Genomic DNA, 15936 nt, shown 5'->3' on the forward strand with positions numbered 1-15936 from the left:
AGTACGAGGATTGGACTCTTGCAGGAAGGCCAATACGGACATTGGATTGCCGCATGTCCCGCATCCTCGTCCGCCGCATCGCCCAGCTGCTGATCGGGCTGCTGCTCTACGGCGTCGCCATCGCCCTCATGCTGCGCGGCGCGATCGGCGTGGAGCCGTGGACCGTCTTCTCGCAGGGCGTCGCGCACCACGTGCCCCTGAGCATCGGCGCGCTCACGGTCGTGATCGGCGCGCTCGTGCTGCTGGCCTGGATCCCGCTGCGGCAGCGCCCGGGCGTCGGCACGATCGCGAACGTGCTGCTGCTCGGGCCCGCCATCGACCTCGGGCTGCTGCTCGTGCCGCCCGTCGAGCCGCTGCTCGCACGGGTGCCGATCTTCGCCGCCGGGTTGGCGCTGCTCGCGATCGCGAGCGGCCTCTACATCGGCGCGCGGTTCGGGCCGGGCCCGCGCGACGGCCTCATGACCGGGCTCGTCGCCCGCACGGGCAGGCCCATCTGGATGATCCGCACCGGCCTCGAGGTGACGGTGCTCGCGATCGGCTGGATCCTCGGCGGCACCGTCGGCCTCGGCACCGTCGCCTTCGCGGTGCTCATCGGGCCGCTCTGCAACCTCACCATCCCGCTGCTGCGGGTGCCCGAACCGGGCGAATCCCGGCAGCGGCGCGGGAGCGACGGAGGCACACGCCCGCCTCAGGCGCGCATGCCGGCCGAGCCGAGCACCTTCTCCACCGCGATCTCGAGCACGACGCGCTCGGGGTTCGGCCGCGGCTGACGGTAGCGGGCGGCGTAGAGCTCGACCGCCAGCGCGACGGACTCGGGGTCCTCGCGCACCTGCGCCACGCCCTCGAAGCTGATCCACCGACCGCCGTCGACGCTGGCCACGGTGGCCCGTCCGGACCGTGCCGCGTTGAGGAACTTCTGCGATCCGCGGGCGCCGATGACCCGGGCGACGCCGTCGCGGTAGGTGACGCCCACCGGCACCGCGTGGATGCGGCCGTCGCGGCCGACGGTCGAGAGGATGGCCAGGTGGTACTCGGCGAGGAACTCGCGCGCGGCGTCGGTGATCACGGCACCAGGGTCCCACGACGCAGTGCGTTGGAACTCGGGCCCGTTCATGAGCGATACTCCTTGCACCAGGGCGCCGCGGGCGCGACCTCGGAACGGGATTCCGTCATGACGGGGCCGTGACGCACTCGAGCGAAGGAGCCTGATGCTGCAGTGGCTCCGCCGCGTCGCCGACGGGCGCGCTTCGACGGCGGTCGCCCGGGCGCGCGGGCACTTCACCATCAGCGTCGCGGTGCTGAGCATCGTCTTCGCGCTCGTGGAGCAGGCCACGGTCGCGCGCCCCGAGTTCGTGCTCGGCATCGTGCTGGCCGCCGTGTCGCTGCTCCTCGGCATCCCGGTCTGGGCGCTGCGCTGGCCCGACCGCACGTTCGCGCCGCTGGGGGCGATCGACCTCGCAGCAGCGGCCTTCATCAACATCGCCGTCTACGAGGGCACCGGCACCCCGATCGGCCTGCTCGTCGCCGCGCTGCCGGCGCTCTGGCTCGCCTACTGGTTCGGGTACCCGGGCGCGACCTTCGGCGGCCTGGGCGGCTTCCTGGTCACGTACGCCCCGGCCATCTACCGCGACGACTGGCCGACCAGCGGCATCGGATGGGTCACGCTCTCCGGCTTCCCGCTGGCGCTCACCATCGTCGCCTTCGTCACCGCCTACGCGACCCGCCGCTACCGCGAATCGCAGCGCTCGCAGCTCGCCGCGGTGGCCGAGGCGAGCCGCATCGACTCGATCTTCCGCGCCGTCGTGCAGCAGATCGACGCCTGGCTGGTCGTCTTCGACATGCGGGGCGGCGTGCTGGTCGACAACCGGGCGCTCAGCCACCTCGGCGGGCTCTCCGGCTTCGACCGCTCCACCATGACCGCCGGACGCGTCTACGAGCAGGACCGGGTGACGCCCATCCCTCCGGAGCGGCAGGCGCTCGCCCGCCTCCTCGCCGGCGAGGAGGTCGTCAACGAGATCGTCTGGGCCGGCCCGCGCGGCCGCCAGCGTGCCGTGCTCATCAACGGCAGGCAGATCGAGACGGATGCGGGAGCCCTCGGCGTGGTGGTCGTCATCCAGGACATCACCGAGGTGCAGACGGAGGTGCTCGAGCGCGAGGAGTCCCTCGCCTCGCTGAGCCACGAGCTGCGCAGCCCGCTCACGTCGATCGTCGGCTACAGCGACCTGCTCGAGGAGGATCTCGGAGATGCGCCCCAGGCGCGCACGGCCGCGATCATCCGCCGCAGCGCCGAGCACATGCTCGCGCTCACCGAGTCGCTGCTCTCCGCGTTCCGCGACGGCGAGACCCCGAAGCGGAGCGTCGTGCCGGTGCGGGAGACGGTCGAGCGCGCGATCGACATGCAGCGCTCGGCGCAGGCCTGGGGCTCGCGCGCGCTCCAGCTCGAGATCGACGAGGCGCTGCTGGCGGATGCGGATCCGCGACAGCTCCTGCAGATCCTGAACAACCTCATCGGCAACGCGGTCAAGTACTCGCCCGAGGACGCGACGATCACCGTGCGCGCCGACCGCGACGGCGCGACCACCTCCGTCTGCGTGCACAACACGGGCGAACCGATCCCCGAGGAGCAGCTCGAGCGCATCTTCGACCGGTTCTACCGCCGTCCGGGCTCCGAGACCGGCACGAGCCGGGGTCTCGGCATCGGGCTCGCGCTGAGCCGCAGGATGGCGGCGGCGCACGGGGGCTCGCTCACCGCATCCGCCACCGCCGACGGCACCGAGTTCCTGCTCCTGCTGCCCGACGGGCGCTGAGCCTCAGCGCTCGGAGCGGAACTGGCTCAGGCCGTGCACGCGCATGCCGTCGAGGATCCGCACGAAGGCGTCGAGCTCGGCGGGCGTCACGGAGTCGGCGAGCTCGAAGAAGCGGTCGTCGGCGATGCGCACGGTCTCCTCGACCTTGCTGCCCTGCAGCGTCGGCACGACGCTGAGCGCACGGCGGTCGCCGGCGAAGGGCTCGCGGCGCACCAGCTCGCGCTCCTCGAGGACGTCGATGATCGTGGAGGCCCCCGCCGCGCTGAGGCGCAGGGCGTTGCAGATATCGACCTGGCGCACGACCTCGCCGAGCGAATGCTGCCGCAGCACGTAGGCGAGCACCATCATGCCGTTGGTGGTGAGATCGAGCTCGGTGCCCGCACGGCGCCAGATGTCCATGTCGGCCACTCGGAACTCGATGAACGCGTCGAGGGCGGCGCGCAGCCGGGGATCACTGCGTTTTTCGGATGACATCATGGTGAGCGCAACGGTACCTGCATGACCGCCGTTCATCGCATCCATCCAGGGCGCGTCAGGATTTCCTGTCGACCGGCGTTCGAGTCCCGGGTTCGGTCCGGACGAACTTCAGGCCGACGACGCTGCCGACGAGCCCGGCGAGCAGCAGGATCTTGATCGGCGACACGGGCTCGACGCCGGTCAGCATCGCCCAGATGACGGTCAGCGCGGCCCCGAGGCCGATCCACACGGTGTAGGCCACGGTGATCGGCAGCGAGCGCATGGCGTACGACAGGCCGATCATGCTGAGCACGACGGCCACGCCGAAGATCGCGGTGGGCACGGGTCGCGTGAAGCCCTCGGACTGCCCGAGGGCGGTCGCCCAGACGGCTTCGAGGACAGCGGAGGCGATGAGCACGATCCAGTGCACGGTCACTCCACCGCCTTGAGACCGGCGACGCAGCCGATGAGCACGACGAGCAGTGCGATCTTCGCCGCGGTGGGGCGCTCCCTGCCGCTGACGAACGCCCACACCACGGTGAGCGCGGCGCCGATGCCGGTCCACACCGCGTAGGCGGTACCGGTCGGGATCGAGCCCATCGCGAACGACAGCCCGATCATGCTCGCCACGAATCCGACGACGAAGACGCTCGTCGGCACGCGGCGCGTGAAGCTCTTCGAGGCATCGAGCGCGGTCGCCCAGACCGCCTCCAGCACACCCGAGAGGACCAGGATCACCCAGGCCATGACAGCTCACCCTCCGATGGCAGTCTTGTCGTGGTGCGGGTACTGCTCCCTCGTCCGCGGACCCGTTCGCGGGGCCTCCGGTCCGGACGGTAGCACGCAGCGTACGGGCCCGCGCTCGGGCGCTGCACAGGGTGCGCGGCGGTGGCCTCAGCCGGCGAAGCGGATGCGCAGCACGACGTCCTGCACGCGGTCGTTCGCGGCGGTGTGGTCGTTGCGGGTGACGATCGCGCACTCGACGGCGGCGCAGTCCAGGCCGCTCTCCGCATCCGCCGCCGCGGGCACGGCGAGGTACGCGGTGAACGAGCCGTCCTGCTCGAAGCCGCGCGCACCGAAGAGCCGCCAGGCCCAGTCGTCGTTGATCCAGTTCGAGGGCGCCCACTGCACGGCGCCCTCCTCGGCCGGCCCCGTCGCATCCGTCTCCGGCACGCCGCCCAGGCAGGGTCCGGGCTTGGTGGAGGGGTCGGCGGGCACGGCGCAGATCGCCACGTAGATGCCGCGCTCGGGATCGAAGCCCTCACCCGTGACGACGATCCGCTGGCCCTCGGCGAGCGCCGCGGCGTCGACCGGCGCGCCGGACTCGTCGGCGACGGCGATGGTGCGGGTACGCCCGTCCTCTCCCTCGGCGGTGGCGCTGCTCGGCCAGTCGACCCCGGCCTGCACCTGCTCGGCGACACCCCGATCGCGATGGGTCAGGATCGGCACCGCCACGATCGCGACGATGCCGAGCAGCACGACCACGACGGCGGCCGGTGCGAGCAGCCAGAGTCGGCGCGGGCGCGGGCGGGTCATGGGAGTCCTTCGGGGGATGGGTTCGGCTCGAGTCTAGGCGCGGGCCGTGCCGCCGCCGGGTGCAGGATGGGCGGGTGACCCGCTCGCTGCTCGCCGTGCTCCTCGGGGGCGCGCTCGGCACGGCGGCGCGCCTCGGCATCGACCTGGCGCTGCCGCACGATCCGGTCGGCTTCGCGGGGTCCACGCTGGTCGTCAATGCGCTCGGCTGCCTCGTGCTCGGCGCGCTGAGCGCCTCGTTGCTCGCGCGACCCGCCCTGCCGGAGTGGCTGCGCGCCGGTCTCGGCCCGGGTCTGCTCGGCGGCTTCACCACGATGTCGGCGGTCGCGCTGCTGCTCGGGCAGCAGCTGCAGCAGGGCCTGCTGCTGCCGGCGGCGCTGCAGGGCGGTCTGCAGATCGGCCTCTCGCTGCTCGCCGTCGTCATCGGCCTGCGACTGGGCCGCCGCATCGGACCGGGACGAGCGGATGCACGGGGCACGGCCCCGTGACCCCGCTCCTGTTCCTCGCGGTCGCGGGCGCGGGCGGCCTCGCCGCCGTGCTGCGCTGGCTGCTCAGCCGCAGGCCGCGGACCCGCCCGGGCCTCGACCCGCGCATCCTCGCCGTCAATGCGGCGGGTTCCCTGCTCGCGGGGTACTGCGCCGCCGCGCCCTGGATGCACGACGAGCTGCGGCTCGTGCTGATCACCGGGGTGTGCGGCGGCCTCACGACGTGGGGCACGGTTCTGCTGGCCGAGGCGAGCAGCGGCCGCGCGGTGCCGCCGCTGCGACGCTCCAGCCTGGTGCCGAACCTGGCGGCATGCGTCCTGGCCGCCCTGCTCGGGCTGCTGCTCGGCGCCGTGCTGCCACCGTTCGCGACGGCGGTCTGAGCATCCCTCCGCACCCCTGGCGTGGCCGGCCGCGGCGCGCGTAGATTCGTCAGGAGCAGGCAGTGTCGCCCGACTCCCACGGAGGTTGCCATGAAGAAGCTCGTCAACGATCCGAAGCGCGTGGTGGAGGAGTCGGTCGCCGGCTTCGCGTCCGCGCACGCCGACCTCGTGACGGCCTCGTCCGATCCGCTCTTCATCGCCCGCGCGGGCGGGGCCACGCGGGGCAAGGTCGGCCTGGTCAGCGGCGGCGGCAGCGGACACGAGCCGCTGCACGCCGGCTTCGTCGGCTACGGGATGCTCGATGCCGCGGTGCCGGGGCCAGTGTTCACCTCGCCGACACCCGACCCGATCGTGGCGGCGACGAAGGCGGCCGACGGCGGCGCCGGCGTGCTGCACATCGTCAAGAACTACACGGGCGACGTGCTCAACTTCGAGACCGCCGCCGACCTGGCCCTCGCCGAGGGCATCGAGGTGCGCGCGGTCGTGACCGACGACGACGTGGCCGTGCGGGACTCGCTCTACACGGCGGGGCGCCGCGGCGTGGCGGGCACCGTGCTGGTCGAGCGGATCGCGGGAGCAGCCGCCGAGCGCGGCGACGACCTGGATGCGGTGGCCGGCATCGCGGAGCGCGTGAACGCGAACGTGCGGTCGATGGGCGTGGCGCTCACCCCCTGCGTCGTGCCGCACGCCGGCGAGCCGAGCTTCGAGCTGGCCGACGACGAGATCGAGCTGGGCATCGGCATCCACGGCGAGCCGGGGCGCACCCGCACGAAGCTGGTCTCCGCCGACGAGGTGGTCGACCTGCTGCTCGATCCGATCCTCGCGGACCTGCCCTTCGGCGAGGGCGACCGCACGCTGCTGTTCGTCAACGGCATGGGCGGCACGCCGCTCGTGGAGCTGTACATCTTCTTCCGCCGCGCCGCCGAGGTGCTCGGCGAGCGCGGCATCGCCGTGGAGCGCAGCCTGGTCGGCAACTTCGTGACCTCGCTCGAGATGCAGGGCGCGTCAATCACGGTGCTCAAGCTCGACGACGAGCTCGTCGAGCTCTGGGACTCGCCGCTGCACACCGCGGCGCTGCGGTGGGGCCGCTGATGGCCGGCCTCGGCGCCGACTGGGCGCGGGACTGGCTGCTGCGCACGGCGGCGGTCATCGCGGAGCACCGCACCGAGCTGCTCGCCCTCGACCGCGCCATCGGCGACGGCGACCACGGCGAGAACCTCGACCGGGGCTTCCAGGCGGTCGCATCGAAGCTCGACGGGGCCGAGGGCACGCCGGCGGACCTGTTCAAGCTCGCCGCGACGACGCTCATCTCCACCGTCGGCGGTGCCTCCGGCCCGCTCCTCGGCACCGCGCTGCTCAAGGGGTCCGTGGCCGTGCAGGGCCGGGAGGAGCTGGACTCGGATGCGCTGGTCGCGCTCCTCACCGCGGCCCGCGACGGACTGGTGAGCCGCGGCAAGGCGGAGCCCGGCGACAAGACGATGGTCGACGCGTGGAGCCCCGCAGCGATCGCCGCCGGTGAGGCCGCGACCGCCGGCGCCTCCCCGGCCGAGGTGCTCGCCGCCGCCGCGGAGGCCGCGGAGGGTGGTGCCGCCGCGACGGAGCCGCTCGTCGCCCGCAAGGGCCGCGCCAGCTACCTCGGCGAGCGCAGCGCGGGCCACCGCGACCCGGGCGCGCAGTCGAGCGCGCTCATCCTGCGGGCTGCGGCCCGGGCGGCGGGGCACCCGTGAGCGTCGGGCTGGTGATCGTCTCGCACTCGCCCCGCATCGCGGCCGGCGTGGTCGAGCTCGCCGCGCAGATGGCACCCGGGGTGGTGATCGCCGAGGCCGGCGGGACCGACGAGGGCGGCATCGGCACGAGCTTCGCGCTGGTGCAGGCCGGCATCGAGCGCGCGGACTCCGGCGACGGCGCCGTGCTGCTCTGCGACCTCGGCTCGGCGGTGCTGACCGCCGAGACGGCGCTGGACTTCCTGGACGACGAGCAGCGGATGCGCGTGCGCATCGCCGAGGCCCCGATCGTCGAGGGGTCGGTCGCCGCCGCCGTCGCTGCCGCCACCGGCTCGGATGCGGAGGCGGTGGTCGCCGCGGCGGAGTCCGCGAACGGCGTCGCGTCGGCTGCCGGGGCTGCGCCGGCGGGCGGGGCCGCGGCGACGGTCCCCTCCGGCGGCGACGGCGCACCGTCCGGCGGCGAGGCGAGCGCGACGCCGGCGTCGGGGCCCGCATCCGCTCAGGACCGCATCGCCCGCACCGTCACGCTCGTGAACCGCGACGGCCTGCACGCGCGCCCGGCCGCGGAGTTCGTCAAGCTCGCGGCGAGCTTCGGCGCCGAGACCACCGTCCAGGGCGCCGACGCGCGCAGCCTGCTCGCCGTCATGGCGCTCGGCCTCACCCGCGGCAGCGAGGTGCGCATCGAGTCGCGCGGACCGGGCGCCCGCGCCGCGGTCGACGCGCTCGCGGCGCTCGTCGAGTCGGGCTTCGGGGAGGCCTGACCCGAGGTCGGCACCGCCCAGAGCCACGGCTCAGCGCAGCGCCCGCAGGTAACGGCGCCGAGCGACCCGCTGCGCGACGAGCAGCAGCGGGAACAGCGCGCGCCAGGGCCCCCGCGGCGCCGGCGCGGTGAGCGAGCGCACGGTCAGCAGCACGGCGTCGCCGTCGCGGTGCACCACGAAGCACTCCTCGCCGTCGACCGGATGCCCCGGTCGGGTCGCGTAGGCGAAGCCGACCCGCTCCGCCCCCTCCACCACCGCCACGACCTCCACCGGCTCGCGGATCGCGACGCCGAGCACGCGGGCGGTCACGGTGACCCGCTCGCCCGGCGCGACCGGGGCGGATGCGGGCACCGCGAATCCGCTGCGCGTCTTCACCGCCCAGCGCAGCACGTCGTGCGCGGCGCGGCGCCACGCCTCCTCGCCGCGCCCGATGACCGCCGTGCCCTCCCAGGCGCGGTGCACGCCCTCGGCGGCGTGCCAGACCGGGTCGCCGGGCGCCGTGCGGGTCACGCGCCGAGGCTTCCGAGCCGGCTCAGCGCGGCGATCGCCTGCCGTGCCACGACGCGGCCGGCCCGGTTGGCGCCGATGGTGCTGGCCTGCGGGCCGTAGCCGGCGAAGAAGATGCGCGGGTCGCGCCACGAGGCGCCCGCGGCGACGGCCACGCCGCCCTCCTTCTCGCGCAGCTTCAGCGGGGCGAGGTGGCGCAGCTCGGGACGGAACCCGGTGGCCCAGATGATCGCATCCGCTCGCAGGAGGGAGCCGTCAGGCCAGCGCACGCCGTCCGGCTCGATGCGGGTGAACATCCGCTCGGCCACGAGGAGGCCGCGCTGGATGCCCGCGTGGTTGCGGCGGGTGCGCGGGATGCCCGTGCCGCTGACGATGCTCGGCAGGGCGAGGCCGGCCCGCGCCGCGTCGTCCTGCATGCTCACCGCGAGCGCACCGGCCTCGGGGGTGAGCTCGGTCTGGTCGATCCAGTCGATCGGGCGACGGCTCGTCCAGGTGAGCTGGGCGGCGACGCCCTCGAGCTCGTGCAGGAAGCCGACCGCGCTCGTGCCACCGCCGACGATGACGACGGACTGGCCCCGGAACTGCTCGGCCGACGTGTAGCCGCTGGTGTGGAGCTGGCGGCCCCGGAAGCGCTCGGCGCCGGCGACGTACGGCACGAAGGGCGCTCCCCAGGTGCCGGTCGCGTTGATCACGAGGTCGGTGGCGAACTCCCCCGCGCCGCTGCGCACGACCAGCTCGGAGTCCTCGTAGCCGACGGATGAGACGGCTGCCGGCCGCAGCACCGGCAGCTCGAAGTGCCGCTCGTAGGCCTCGTAGTACTCCATGACGACCTCGCGGGCCGGCCGCTTGTGGTCGGCGGTGGCGAAGCTCAGCCCGAGCTCGTCGAGGCCCGGCAGGTCGTGCACGCGATGGGCGCTGCCGAGCCGCAGCGACTCCCAGCGGAACTGCCACGCGCCGCCGGTGCCCGGCCCGCGGTCGAGCACGACGTAGTCGTCGCGCGGCACCAGCCCGAGGCGGCGCAGGAAGTAGGCGACGGAGAGGCCCGCCTGGCCGGCGCCGATCACCACGACGCGGGTGCGCTGCCTCGTGGTCATGCATCCGCTCCTCGCGGTCGGTGGTGCCGGACTTCCTCGCCCCCGCTCCATCCTGGCGCAGCGCGCCCTGAGCGCAAGCCGGGCGGAAGCGCCTGCATGTTAGGCTGTGCGGCAGATTTCCACCACACTTCCGCCCCGCGCTTCCCCGCGCCGGGCCACTGAGACCGAGGGGGTCACGCATGGGGCGCGGCCGTCAGAAGGCGAAGCACACGAAGGTCGCGCGCGACCTCAAGTACTTCAGCCCGGACACGAACCTGGACGCGCTGGAGCGCGAGCTGCAGACCAGTCACGGTGACGAGGAGTACGTCGACAAGTGGGCGGATCAGTACGCCGACGATGACGACGACGCGGGCGACGGCGAGCAGCCGCAGCACCGCAGCGCCTGACCCCCGCCGACGCAGCGCTCATCCGACGCCGCGACACCTCCGGGTGACGCGGCGTCGCAGCGTGTGCGCAGCGTTCAGGCGCGTGCACGGCATCCGCGCGTCAGCGCGGCGTCCGGGCGCGCGCGGCGTTCAGGCCGGAGCGGTCGCGCCCAGCAGCAGCACCGCGATGGGCGTCGTGACGCTCGCGTCGATCTGCTCGAGCGTGCGGCCGGCGATGAGTCCTGACGTGAGCGCGCCCTCGTAGATCCAGGCGCACGTGTCGACGATGAGCTCGGCGTCCGCCGTGAAGCGCAACCCGAGCGATCCGACGGCCGCCTCGACGAGGGCGGTGACCTCGCGGATCATGCCGGCGCGGTTGGCCGCGTAGGCGGCGCCGATGGCCGCATCCCGCAGCGCCAACGCGGCGAACTCGTGCTGCACGAGGCACCAGCGCCGCCCGCCGTGGTTTTTCTGCAGCACCTCGAGCACGCTCTGCGTCACGGCGTCGACGTCGAGCGGATCGGCGGCGAGGCGCGGCACCGCCTCCTGCATCCGCTGCCCCATCGCGCCGAGCTGTCGCTCGTGCTCGCGAGCGAGCAGCGCGAAGAACAGCTCCTCCTTGGAGGAGAAGTTCGAGTAGAACGCACCCCGGCTGAAGCCGGCGGCCTCGCAGAGCTGCTCGACGCTGGCGGCCTGCACGCCGACGTCGGCGAAGACCTCGAAGGCGGCGTCCATGAGGCGCTCGCGGGTGCGCCCGCGGCGACCGCCCTCATCCGTCTCGCTCATGCGACCCCTTCTCCGCGAATGCTCTGGACGGCTTGAACCGTACCGCCCGGAAGAATACATTCATGTATCGGATACACGGATGTATCCAAATTCCCCTCACGATCCGGAGCATCCGTGTCCTCAGTCCTCTACGCCCTCGGCCGCTGGTCGTACCGCTCACGGGGGCTCGTGCTGGCGATCTGGCTCGCCGCGCTCGTGCTCGTCGGCGGCGGCGCCGTCGCCTTCAACCAGGGCACCGAGAACTCGTTCTCGATCCCCGGCACCGAGAGCCAGGAGGCGCTCGACTCGCTGAGCCACACGTTCCCGCAGGTGAGCGGCACGAGCGCGCAGATCGTCGTCGTCGCCCCCGAGGGCGAGGTCGTGGAGCAGCCCGCGATCGAGACGGCCGTAGCGGATGGGGTCGAGGCGATGGGCGCGATCGACGGCGTCAGCGCCGCGAGCGACCCCTTCGGCGGCCTCGTCGACGGGGCGGTCGCCAAGGATGGCGCGGCCGCGGTCATCAGCGTGCAGATCGACGGCAGCGTCTCGACCCTGTCGGAGCGGCTGCTCGACGAGCTCTCCGCGGAGGCGGACGCGCTCGAGGCAGCCCTGCCGGACGGCTCGCGCGTCGCGGTCGGCGGCGAGGCCTACTCGGTCAGCCTGCCCACGCTCACGATCACCGAGGCGGTCGGCGTGGTCATCGCGCTCATCGTGCTCATCGTCACCTTCGGCTCGTTCCTGGCCGCAGGGCTGCCGCTGCTCACCGCGCTGCTCGGCGTCGCCATCTCGATGGCCGCGATCTTCGTCGCCACGATCTTCACCGACATCTCCTCGACCACGCCGATGCTCGCGCTCATGCTCGGTCTCGCCGTCGGCATCGACTACGCGCTGTTCATCATCTCCAGGCACCGGGAGCAGGTGCTCGGCGGCATGGATCCGGAGGAGTCGACCGCGCGCGCCGTCGCGACCGCGGGCAGCGCGGTCATCTTCGCAGGCCTCACCGTCATCATCGCGCTGGTCGGGCTCTTCGTCGCCGGCATCCCCTTCCTCACCGTCATGGGCCTCGCCGCGGCCGTGGCGGTCGGCATCGCGGTGCTCATCGCGGTGACGCTCACGCCGGCGATGCTCGGCTTCGCGGGCGCTCGGATGGGACGTTCGATCGGCGACGGGCGCCGGGCGCGGAAGGCTGCGGCCGCCGCCGAGGCCGCATCCGCTCGTGGCGAGGAGGGTGCGGGCACCGCATCCGCTCGTCGCGCCCCGGAGCAGGGCAACCGCTTCTTCGCCGGCTGGGTGCGCGCCGCGACGAAGTGGCCCGCGCTCACGATCGTGCTGGTGGTCGCCGGCCTCGGTGTGGTCAGCGTGCCCGCGCTCGACCTGCGCCTCGCGCTGCCCGACGCCGGCAGCCAGGCCGAGTCGAGCCCGGCCCGCCAGACCTACGACCTGCTCGCCGAGGAGTTCGGCGAGGGCTACAACGGCCCGCTCATCGTGACGGGCACCATCATCGGCTCGACCGATCCGCTCGGCCTGATGGACGACCTCAAGGCCGAGATCGAGGCGCTGCCGGGCGTCGCCTCGGTGCCGCTCGCGACCCCGAACCCGACCGCCGACACCGGCATCATCCAGGTCGTGCCGGAGGGCGCGCCCGACTCGCAGCAGACCAAGGACCTCGTCGCCGAGATCCGCAGCCTGCAGGGCGAGTGGGAGGACGAGTACGGGGTCGAGCTCAGGGTCACCGGCTTCACCGCGGTGGGCATCGACGTCTCCGACCGGCTCGGCGCGGCGCTGCTGCCCTTCGGCATCCTCGTCGTCGGCCTCTCGCTGATCCTGCTCACCATGGTGTTCCGCTCCGTCTGGGTGCCGATCAAGGCGACCGTGGGCTACCTGCTCTCGGTGGGCGCGAGCTTCGGCGTGGTCGCCGCCGTCTTCGAATGGGGATGGATGGCGGATGCGCTGCACGTCGCCCGCGTCGGCCCCGTCATCAGCTTCATGCCGATCATCCTCATGGGCGTGCTGTTCGGCCTCGCGATGGACTACGAGGTGTTCCTCGTCTCGCGCATCCGCGAGGAGTACGTGCACGGCGGCGACGCGCGCGCGGCGATCCGCAAGGGCTTCCTCGGCTCGGGCAAGGTCGTCACGGCGGCCGCGATCATCATGCTCGCCGTCTTCGCCGCGTTCGTGCCCGAGGGCGACAGCAACATCAAACCCATCGCGCTGGGGCTCGCGGTCGGCGTCTTCGTCGACGCCTTCATCGTGCGCATGACCCTGGTGCCGGCGGTGCTGCAGCTGCTCGGCGACAGGGCGTGGTGGATGCCGAGGTGGCTCGACCGGCTGCTGCCCGCCTTCGACGTGGAGGGCGAGGGCATCGCCAAGGAGCTCGCGCTCGCGGACTGGGCTCCCGGCACGGCGGTGGCCGCCGACGGCCTCGCCCTCGAGGGCGTGTACTCGGGCGTCAGCGCGACCGTCCCATCGGGCGGAGCCCTGGTGATCCAGGGCGAGCACCGCACCGGCAAGAGCGCGCTGCTGCTCACCATCGCCGGGCGGGTGCAGCCCACCGGCGGCCGGCTGAAGGTCGACGGGCTCGCGCTGCCGGAGCGCGCGCCGAGCGTGCGCGGCCGCGTCGCCCTCGTGCGCATGGCCGGCGAAGCCGACCCCGTCGGCGCGGTGCGGCGGGCGCTCGCCGAGCGCCCGCGCATCCTCGCCGTCGACGACCTCGACCACGTCTCCGACCCGACGACCCAGGCGGAGCTGCGGGCGCTGCTCTCGCCCGCCGAGGACCTCTCGATCGTCGTCAGCTGCGTCGAGACCCGGCCGGTCGACGCGGTGCTGCCGCCCGGCGTCCGCTCGACCCTGCTCACGACCGCACCCGCCCTGGAGACCGCACGATGAACGCCATCGAACCCGCCACCCCGAGCCGGCGCATCACCTGGTTCACCCTGCTCGGCCTCGTGCTCGTGCCCGCCGCGATCGGCGGCCTGCTGCTCTGGGGCCTCTGGGACCCGACCACGCGGCTCGGCCAGGTCACCGCGGCCGTCGTGAACCTCGACGACGGCACCGAGATCGACGGGCAGCAGGTGCCGCTCGGGCGCCAGCTCGCCGCCGGGCTCGTCACGGCGGAGGAGAGCAACTTCACCTGGGTCATCACGGACGAGGAGGATGCGGCCGACGGCCTCGACTCCGGCGCCTACGCCACCGTCGTGACGATCCCCGAGGACTTCTCGATGCGCGCGCTCTCCTTCACGGGCGACGCGGCGGAGGCGGTGCAGGCGTCGCTGGACGTCGAGACGACGGACCGCAGCCGCCTCGTCGACGGCGCGATCAGCGCCACGATCACCTCGACCGCGACGACGCTCTTCAACCGCGAGTCGGCCACGACCTACGTGGAGGGGCTGCTCGGCGGCTTCACCACCCTGAACGACGAGCTGGGCACCGCCGCGGACGGCGCGGGCGAGCTGGCCGACGGGCAGCAGCAGCTCGCCGACGGCGCCTCGGGCCTCGCCGACGGGCTCGGCGGCCTCTCGACGGGCACGGACGGGCTGGCCGACGGCCTCGGCACCCTCGCCACGGGCACGGCCGGCCTCGCGGACGGCGTCGACGCACTCGCGGACGGCGCCGGGCAGTCGGCGGCCGGCGCCAGGGAGCTGGCGGACGGCGGACGCCAGGTCGCCGACGGCACCGCGGCCTTCGCCGGGCAGCTGGGCCAGCTCGCGGACGGAGCGTCGACGGCGGGCGACTCGGCCCGTGGGGCCGCGCAGAGCACCGCGCGGATCGTCGGCGCGCTGCAGGCGTTCCAGGGGCTGGAGGCCTGCGACTTCGCGAGCGACCCGACCTGCGTGCAGCGCCTGCTCGCCGCGGTCGAGGGGCTGCCGGATCCGGCCATCCTGGAGTCGCTCGCGACCGACATCGCCACCACCGACGTGGCGCTCAACGGCTCCTCGCCGCTGGCGCCCGGGCAGAACGTGACGGGGCTCGTCGAGGGGGCCGGCGCGGCGGCGGCGGGCGCGCAGCAGCTCGCGACCGGGGCGTCCGGGGTCGCGGACGGCGCCGCAGCCCTGGCCGACGGGCTCGACGGCCTCGCCACGGGTGCGTCCGGGGCGGCGGCGGGGGCGCAGCAGCTCGCGGACGGCAGCGCCGCATCCGCTTCGGGAGCTCGCGAGCTGGCCGACGGCACGTCCGCGCTCGCCGACGGCGGCGCGGGCCTCGCGGACGGCGCGCGCACCGCGGCCGACGGCGGCGCGACGCTCGCCGACGGCCTCGAGACGGCGGTGTCGCAGATCCCGACCTACACCGACGAGCAGGCCGCCCGTCTGGCCACGGCGGGTGTCGAGCCGATCGAGGCCGAGGCGCCCGGAACCGACCTGTTCGGCGCGTCCGGCGTGCCGCTCTTCGCGACGATCGCCATCTGGCTCGGCGCGCTCGCCGCCTACCTGCTGCTGCGCCCGGTGACGAGCCACGCGCTCGCCTCGACCCGCAGCTCGCTGCGCCTGGCCCTCGGCGGATACCTGCCGGGCCTCGCGATCGGCGTGGTCCAGGGCCTCGCGCTCGGGGCGGTCATGCTGCCCGTGCTCGAGGTGTCGGCGGCCGCCTCGGTCGGCTTCCTGGCCTTCGCGGCCCTCACGGGAGCCGCCTTCGCGGCGGTCAACCAGGGCCTCGCGGGACTGCTGGGCGGATTCGGGCGCTTCCTCTCGATGCTCGTCGCGGTCGTCGCGCTGGCCGCTGGCATCGTGTCGACGGCGCCGCCGGTCTTCGACGCGCTGCTCGACGTGCTGCCGCTGAACTCGGCGATCGACGGGATGCGCGCCATCGCCGACGGATCGGCCGGTGCCGGCGCGGCCGTGGCGGCGATGATCGCGTGGCTGCTGCTCGGGATCGTGCTCACGGTGCTCGCGGTGGCGCGCCGCCGCAGCGCGCCGCTGGGGTCGCTGCGCACCCGGCCGGTCGCGGTCGCGGGGTAGGGCCGCCCCGGGGCCTGCCTCGCGGGGCCCGGGGCCGCCCGCCGGGCTGGGCCCGCGCTGCGGCCGCCCGTCGAGGGGGCGGCAGATGCTGCTCAGCACGCCGCGAG

18 protein-coding genes and 1 riboswitch are annotated in these 15936 nt (G+C 73.9%); of the genes, 10 read left to right on the forward strand and 8 right to left on the reverse strand.

All coding sequences use genetic code 11. The features are described from left to right. The first annotated feature begins 53 nt into the window (after positions 1–53). Complete coding sequence (gene yczE / locus QQK26_RS09760) at positions 54–770, forward strand: membrane protein YczE (RefSeq protein ID WP_284232179.1); 717 nt, start codon at positions 54–56, stop codon at positions 768–770. On the opposite strand, the gene QQK26_RS09765 is transcribed toward yczE, so the two are convergent. Next, positions 689–1114, reverse strand: a complete 426-nt coding sequence (locus tag QQK26_RS09765; protein WP_284232180.1) for a PPOX class F420-dependent oxidoreductase — start codon at positions 1112–1114, stop codon at positions 689–691. The two genes, yczE and QQK26_RS09765, sit on opposite strands and share 82 nt — an antisense overlap. 94 nt (positions 1115–1208) lie before the next feature. On the opposite strand from QQK26_RS09765, the gene QQK26_RS09770 reads away from it, so the two are divergent. Further along, on the forward strand, positions 1209–2807 hold the full coding sequence (locus tag QQK26_RS09770; RefSeq protein ID WP_284232183.1) for a sensor histidine kinase: 1599 nt from the start codon (positions 1209–1211) through the stop codon (positions 2805–2807). Between the two features lie 3 nt (positions 2808–2810). On the opposite strand, the gene QQK26_RS09775 is transcribed toward QQK26_RS09770, so the two are convergent. The 4 genes from QQK26_RS09775 to QQK26_RS09790 form a co-directional block, all read right to left on the reverse strand. Further along, the gene (locus QQK26_RS09775; protein WP_284232186.1) at positions 2811–3284 is read right to left on the reverse strand and encodes a MarR family winged helix-turn-helix transcriptional regulator; all 474 of its coding nucleotides are present in this window, start codon (positions 3282–3284) and stop codon (positions 2811–2813) included. A gap of 55 nt (positions 3285–3339) precedes the next feature. After that, entirely contained in the window at positions 3340–3693 is a 354-nt protein-coding gene (locus QQK26_RS09780; RefSeq protein ID WP_284234546.1) for a DMT family transporter, read from the reverse strand. 2 nt (positions 3694–3695) lie between these two features. Next, a complete protein-coding gene (locus QQK26_RS09785; protein ID WP_284232188.1) occupies positions 3696–4010 on the reverse strand; it encodes a DMT family transporter in 315 nt (104 codons plus the stop codon). Positions 4011–4025: 15 nt separating this feature from the next. Beyond that, positions 4026–4089: riboswitch (guanidine-III (ykkC-III) riboswitch) on the reverse strand. Positions 4090–4157: 68 nt separating this feature from the next. Beyond that, positions 4158–4799 carry a neocarzinostatin apoprotein domain-containing protein gene (locus QQK26_RS09790; RefSeq protein ID WP_284232190.1) on the reverse strand — a complete coding sequence of 214 codons (642 nt, stop codon included), beginning with the start codon at positions 4797–4799 and terminating at the stop codon, positions 4158–4160. A 74-nt stretch (positions 4800–4873) separates the two neighbouring features. Here QQK26_RS09790 and QQK26_RS09795 point away from each other — a divergent pair, with 74 nt between their 5' ends. From QQK26_RS09795 to dhaM, 5 genes are all read left to right on the forward strand, one after another. After that, positions 4874–5284 carry a fluoride efflux transporter FluC gene (locus QQK26_RS09795; protein ID WP_284232192.1) on the forward strand — a complete coding sequence of 137 codons (411 nt, stop codon included), beginning with the start codon at positions 4874–4876 and terminating at the stop codon, positions 5282–5284. Then, positions 5281–5661 carry a fluoride efflux transporter FluC gene (locus QQK26_RS09800; protein WP_284232193.1) on the forward strand — a complete coding sequence of 127 codons (381 nt, stop codon included), beginning with the start codon at positions 5281–5283 and terminating at the stop codon, positions 5659–5661. Before QQK26_RS09795 ends, QQK26_RS09800 begins: the two co-directional genes overlap by 4 nt. A 90-nt stretch (positions 5662–5751) precedes the next feature. Beyond that, positions 5752–6753, forward strand: coding sequence for a dihydroxyacetone kinase subunit DhaK (gene dhaK, locus QQK26_RS09805; protein WP_284232195.1), 1002 nt, complete (start codon positions 5752–5754; stop codon positions 6751–6753). Continuing rightward, positions 6753–7388, forward strand: a complete 636-nt coding sequence (gene dhaL / locus QQK26_RS09810; RefSeq protein ID WP_284232197.1) for a dihydroxyacetone kinase subunit DhaL — start codon at positions 6753–6755, stop codon at positions 7386–7388. The genes dhaK and dhaL overlap by 1 nt, the downstream gene beginning before the upstream one ends. Further along, entirely contained in the window at positions 7385–8146 is a 762-nt protein-coding gene (gene dhaM / locus QQK26_RS09815; RefSeq protein ID WP_284232199.1) for a dihydroxyacetone kinase phosphoryl donor subunit DhaM, read from the forward strand. Before dhaL ends, dhaM begins: the two co-directional genes overlap by 4 nt. Positions 8147–8176: 30 nt before the next feature. On the opposite strand, the gene QQK26_RS09820 is transcribed toward dhaM, so the two are convergent. Further along, positions 8177–8656, reverse strand: a complete 480-nt coding sequence (locus QQK26_RS09820) for a DUF1990 family protein (protein ID WP_284232201.1) — start codon at positions 8654–8656, stop codon at positions 8177–8179. Beyond that, positions 8653–9747, reverse strand: coding sequence for an NAD(P)-binding domain-containing protein (locus QQK26_RS09825; protein WP_284232203.1), 1095 nt, complete (start codon positions 9745–9747; stop codon positions 8653–8655). The genes QQK26_RS09820 and QQK26_RS09825 overlap by 4 nt, the downstream gene beginning before the upstream one ends. A gap of 179 nt (positions 9748–9926) precedes the next feature. On the opposite strand from QQK26_RS09825, the gene QQK26_RS09830 reads away from it, so the two are divergent. Then, positions 9927–10133 (forward strand): DUF3073 domain-containing protein, encoded by a 207-nt coding sequence (locus QQK26_RS09830; protein WP_284232205.1) that lies wholly within the window; start codon positions 9927–9929, stop codon positions 10131–10133. A gap of 129 nt (positions 10134–10262) precedes the next feature. Here the strand turns inward: QQK26_RS09830 and QQK26_RS09835 are convergent, their stop codons facing one another. Next, positions 10263–10898 carry a TetR/AcrR family transcriptional regulator gene (locus tag QQK26_RS09835; protein ID WP_284232207.1) on the reverse strand — a complete coding sequence of 212 codons (636 nt, stop codon included), beginning with the start codon at positions 10896–10898 and terminating at the stop codon, positions 10263–10265. A 114-nt stretch (positions 10899–11012) separates the two neighbouring features. Between QQK26_RS09835 and QQK26_RS09840 the strand changes: the two genes are divergently transcribed. Continuing rightward, entirely contained in the window at positions 11013–13763 is a 2751-nt protein-coding gene (locus QQK26_RS09840) for an MMPL family transporter (protein ID WP_284232209.1), read from the forward strand. Beyond that, positions 13760–15829, forward strand: coding sequence for a YhgE/Pip family protein (locus tag QQK26_RS09845; protein WP_284232212.1), 2070 nt, complete (start codon positions 13760–13762; stop codon positions 15827–15829). Before QQK26_RS09840 ends, QQK26_RS09845 begins: the two co-directional genes overlap by 4 nt. Positions 15830–15936 lie beyond the last annotated feature (107 nt).

Source organism: Arenivirga flava (genome assembly GCF_030161575.1).
GTDB lineage: Bacteria > Actinomycetota > Actinomycetes > Actinomycetales > Microbacteriaceae > Arenivirga > Arenivirga flava.

Excerpts from the sequence above, each read along its gene's own strand:
- QQK26_RS09825 (WP_284232203.1), bottom strand. The coding sequence starts at position 9,747 with ATGACCACGAGGCAGCGCACCCGCGTCGTGGTGATCGGCGCCGGCCAG.
- QQK26_RS09775 (WP_284232186.1), bottom strand. The coding sequence starts at position 3,284 with ATGATGTCATCCGAAAAACGCAGTGATCCCCGGCTGCGCGCCGCCCTC.
- QQK26_RS09830 (WP_284232205.1), top strand. The coding sequence starts at position 9,927 with ATGGGGCGCGGCCGTCAGAAGGCGAAGCACACGAAGGTCGCGCGCGAC.
- QQK26_RS09765 (WP_284232180.1), bottom strand. The coding sequence starts at position 1,114 with ATGAACGGGCCCGAGTTCCAACGCACTGCGTCGTGGGACCCTGGTGCC.
- dhaK (WP_284232195.1), top strand. The coding sequence starts at position 5,752 with ATGAAGAAGCTCGTCAACGATCCGAAGCGCGTGGTGGAGGAGTCGGTC.
- QQK26_RS09770 (WP_284232183.1), top strand. The coding sequence starts at position 1,209 with ATGCTGCAGTGGCTCCGCCGCGTCGCCGACGGGCGCGCTTCGACGGCG.
- QQK26_RS09790 (WP_284232190.1), bottom strand. The coding sequence starts at position 4,799 with ATGACCCGCCCGCGCCCGCGCCGACTCTGGCTGCTCGCACCGGCCGCC.
- QQK26_RS09785 (WP_284232188.1), bottom strand. The coding sequence starts at position 4,010 with ATGGCCTGGGTGATCCTGGTCCTCTCGGGTGTGCTGGAGGCGGTCTGG.
- yczE (WP_284232179.1), top strand. The coding sequence starts at position 54 with ATGTCCCGCATCCTCGTCCGCCGCATCGCCCAGCTGCTGATCGGGCTG.
- QQK26_RS09845 (WP_284232212.1), top strand. The coding sequence starts at position 13,760 with ATGAACGCCATCGAACCCGCCACCCCGAGCCGGCGCATCACCTGGTTC.
- dhaL (WP_284232197.1), top strand. The coding sequence starts at position 6,753 with ATGGCCGGCCTCGGCGCCGACTGGGCGCGGGACTGGCTGCTGCGCACG.
- QQK26_RS09835 (WP_284232207.1), bottom strand. The coding sequence starts at position 10,898 with ATGAGCGAGACGGATGAGGGCGGTCGCCGCGGGCGCACCCGCGAGCGC.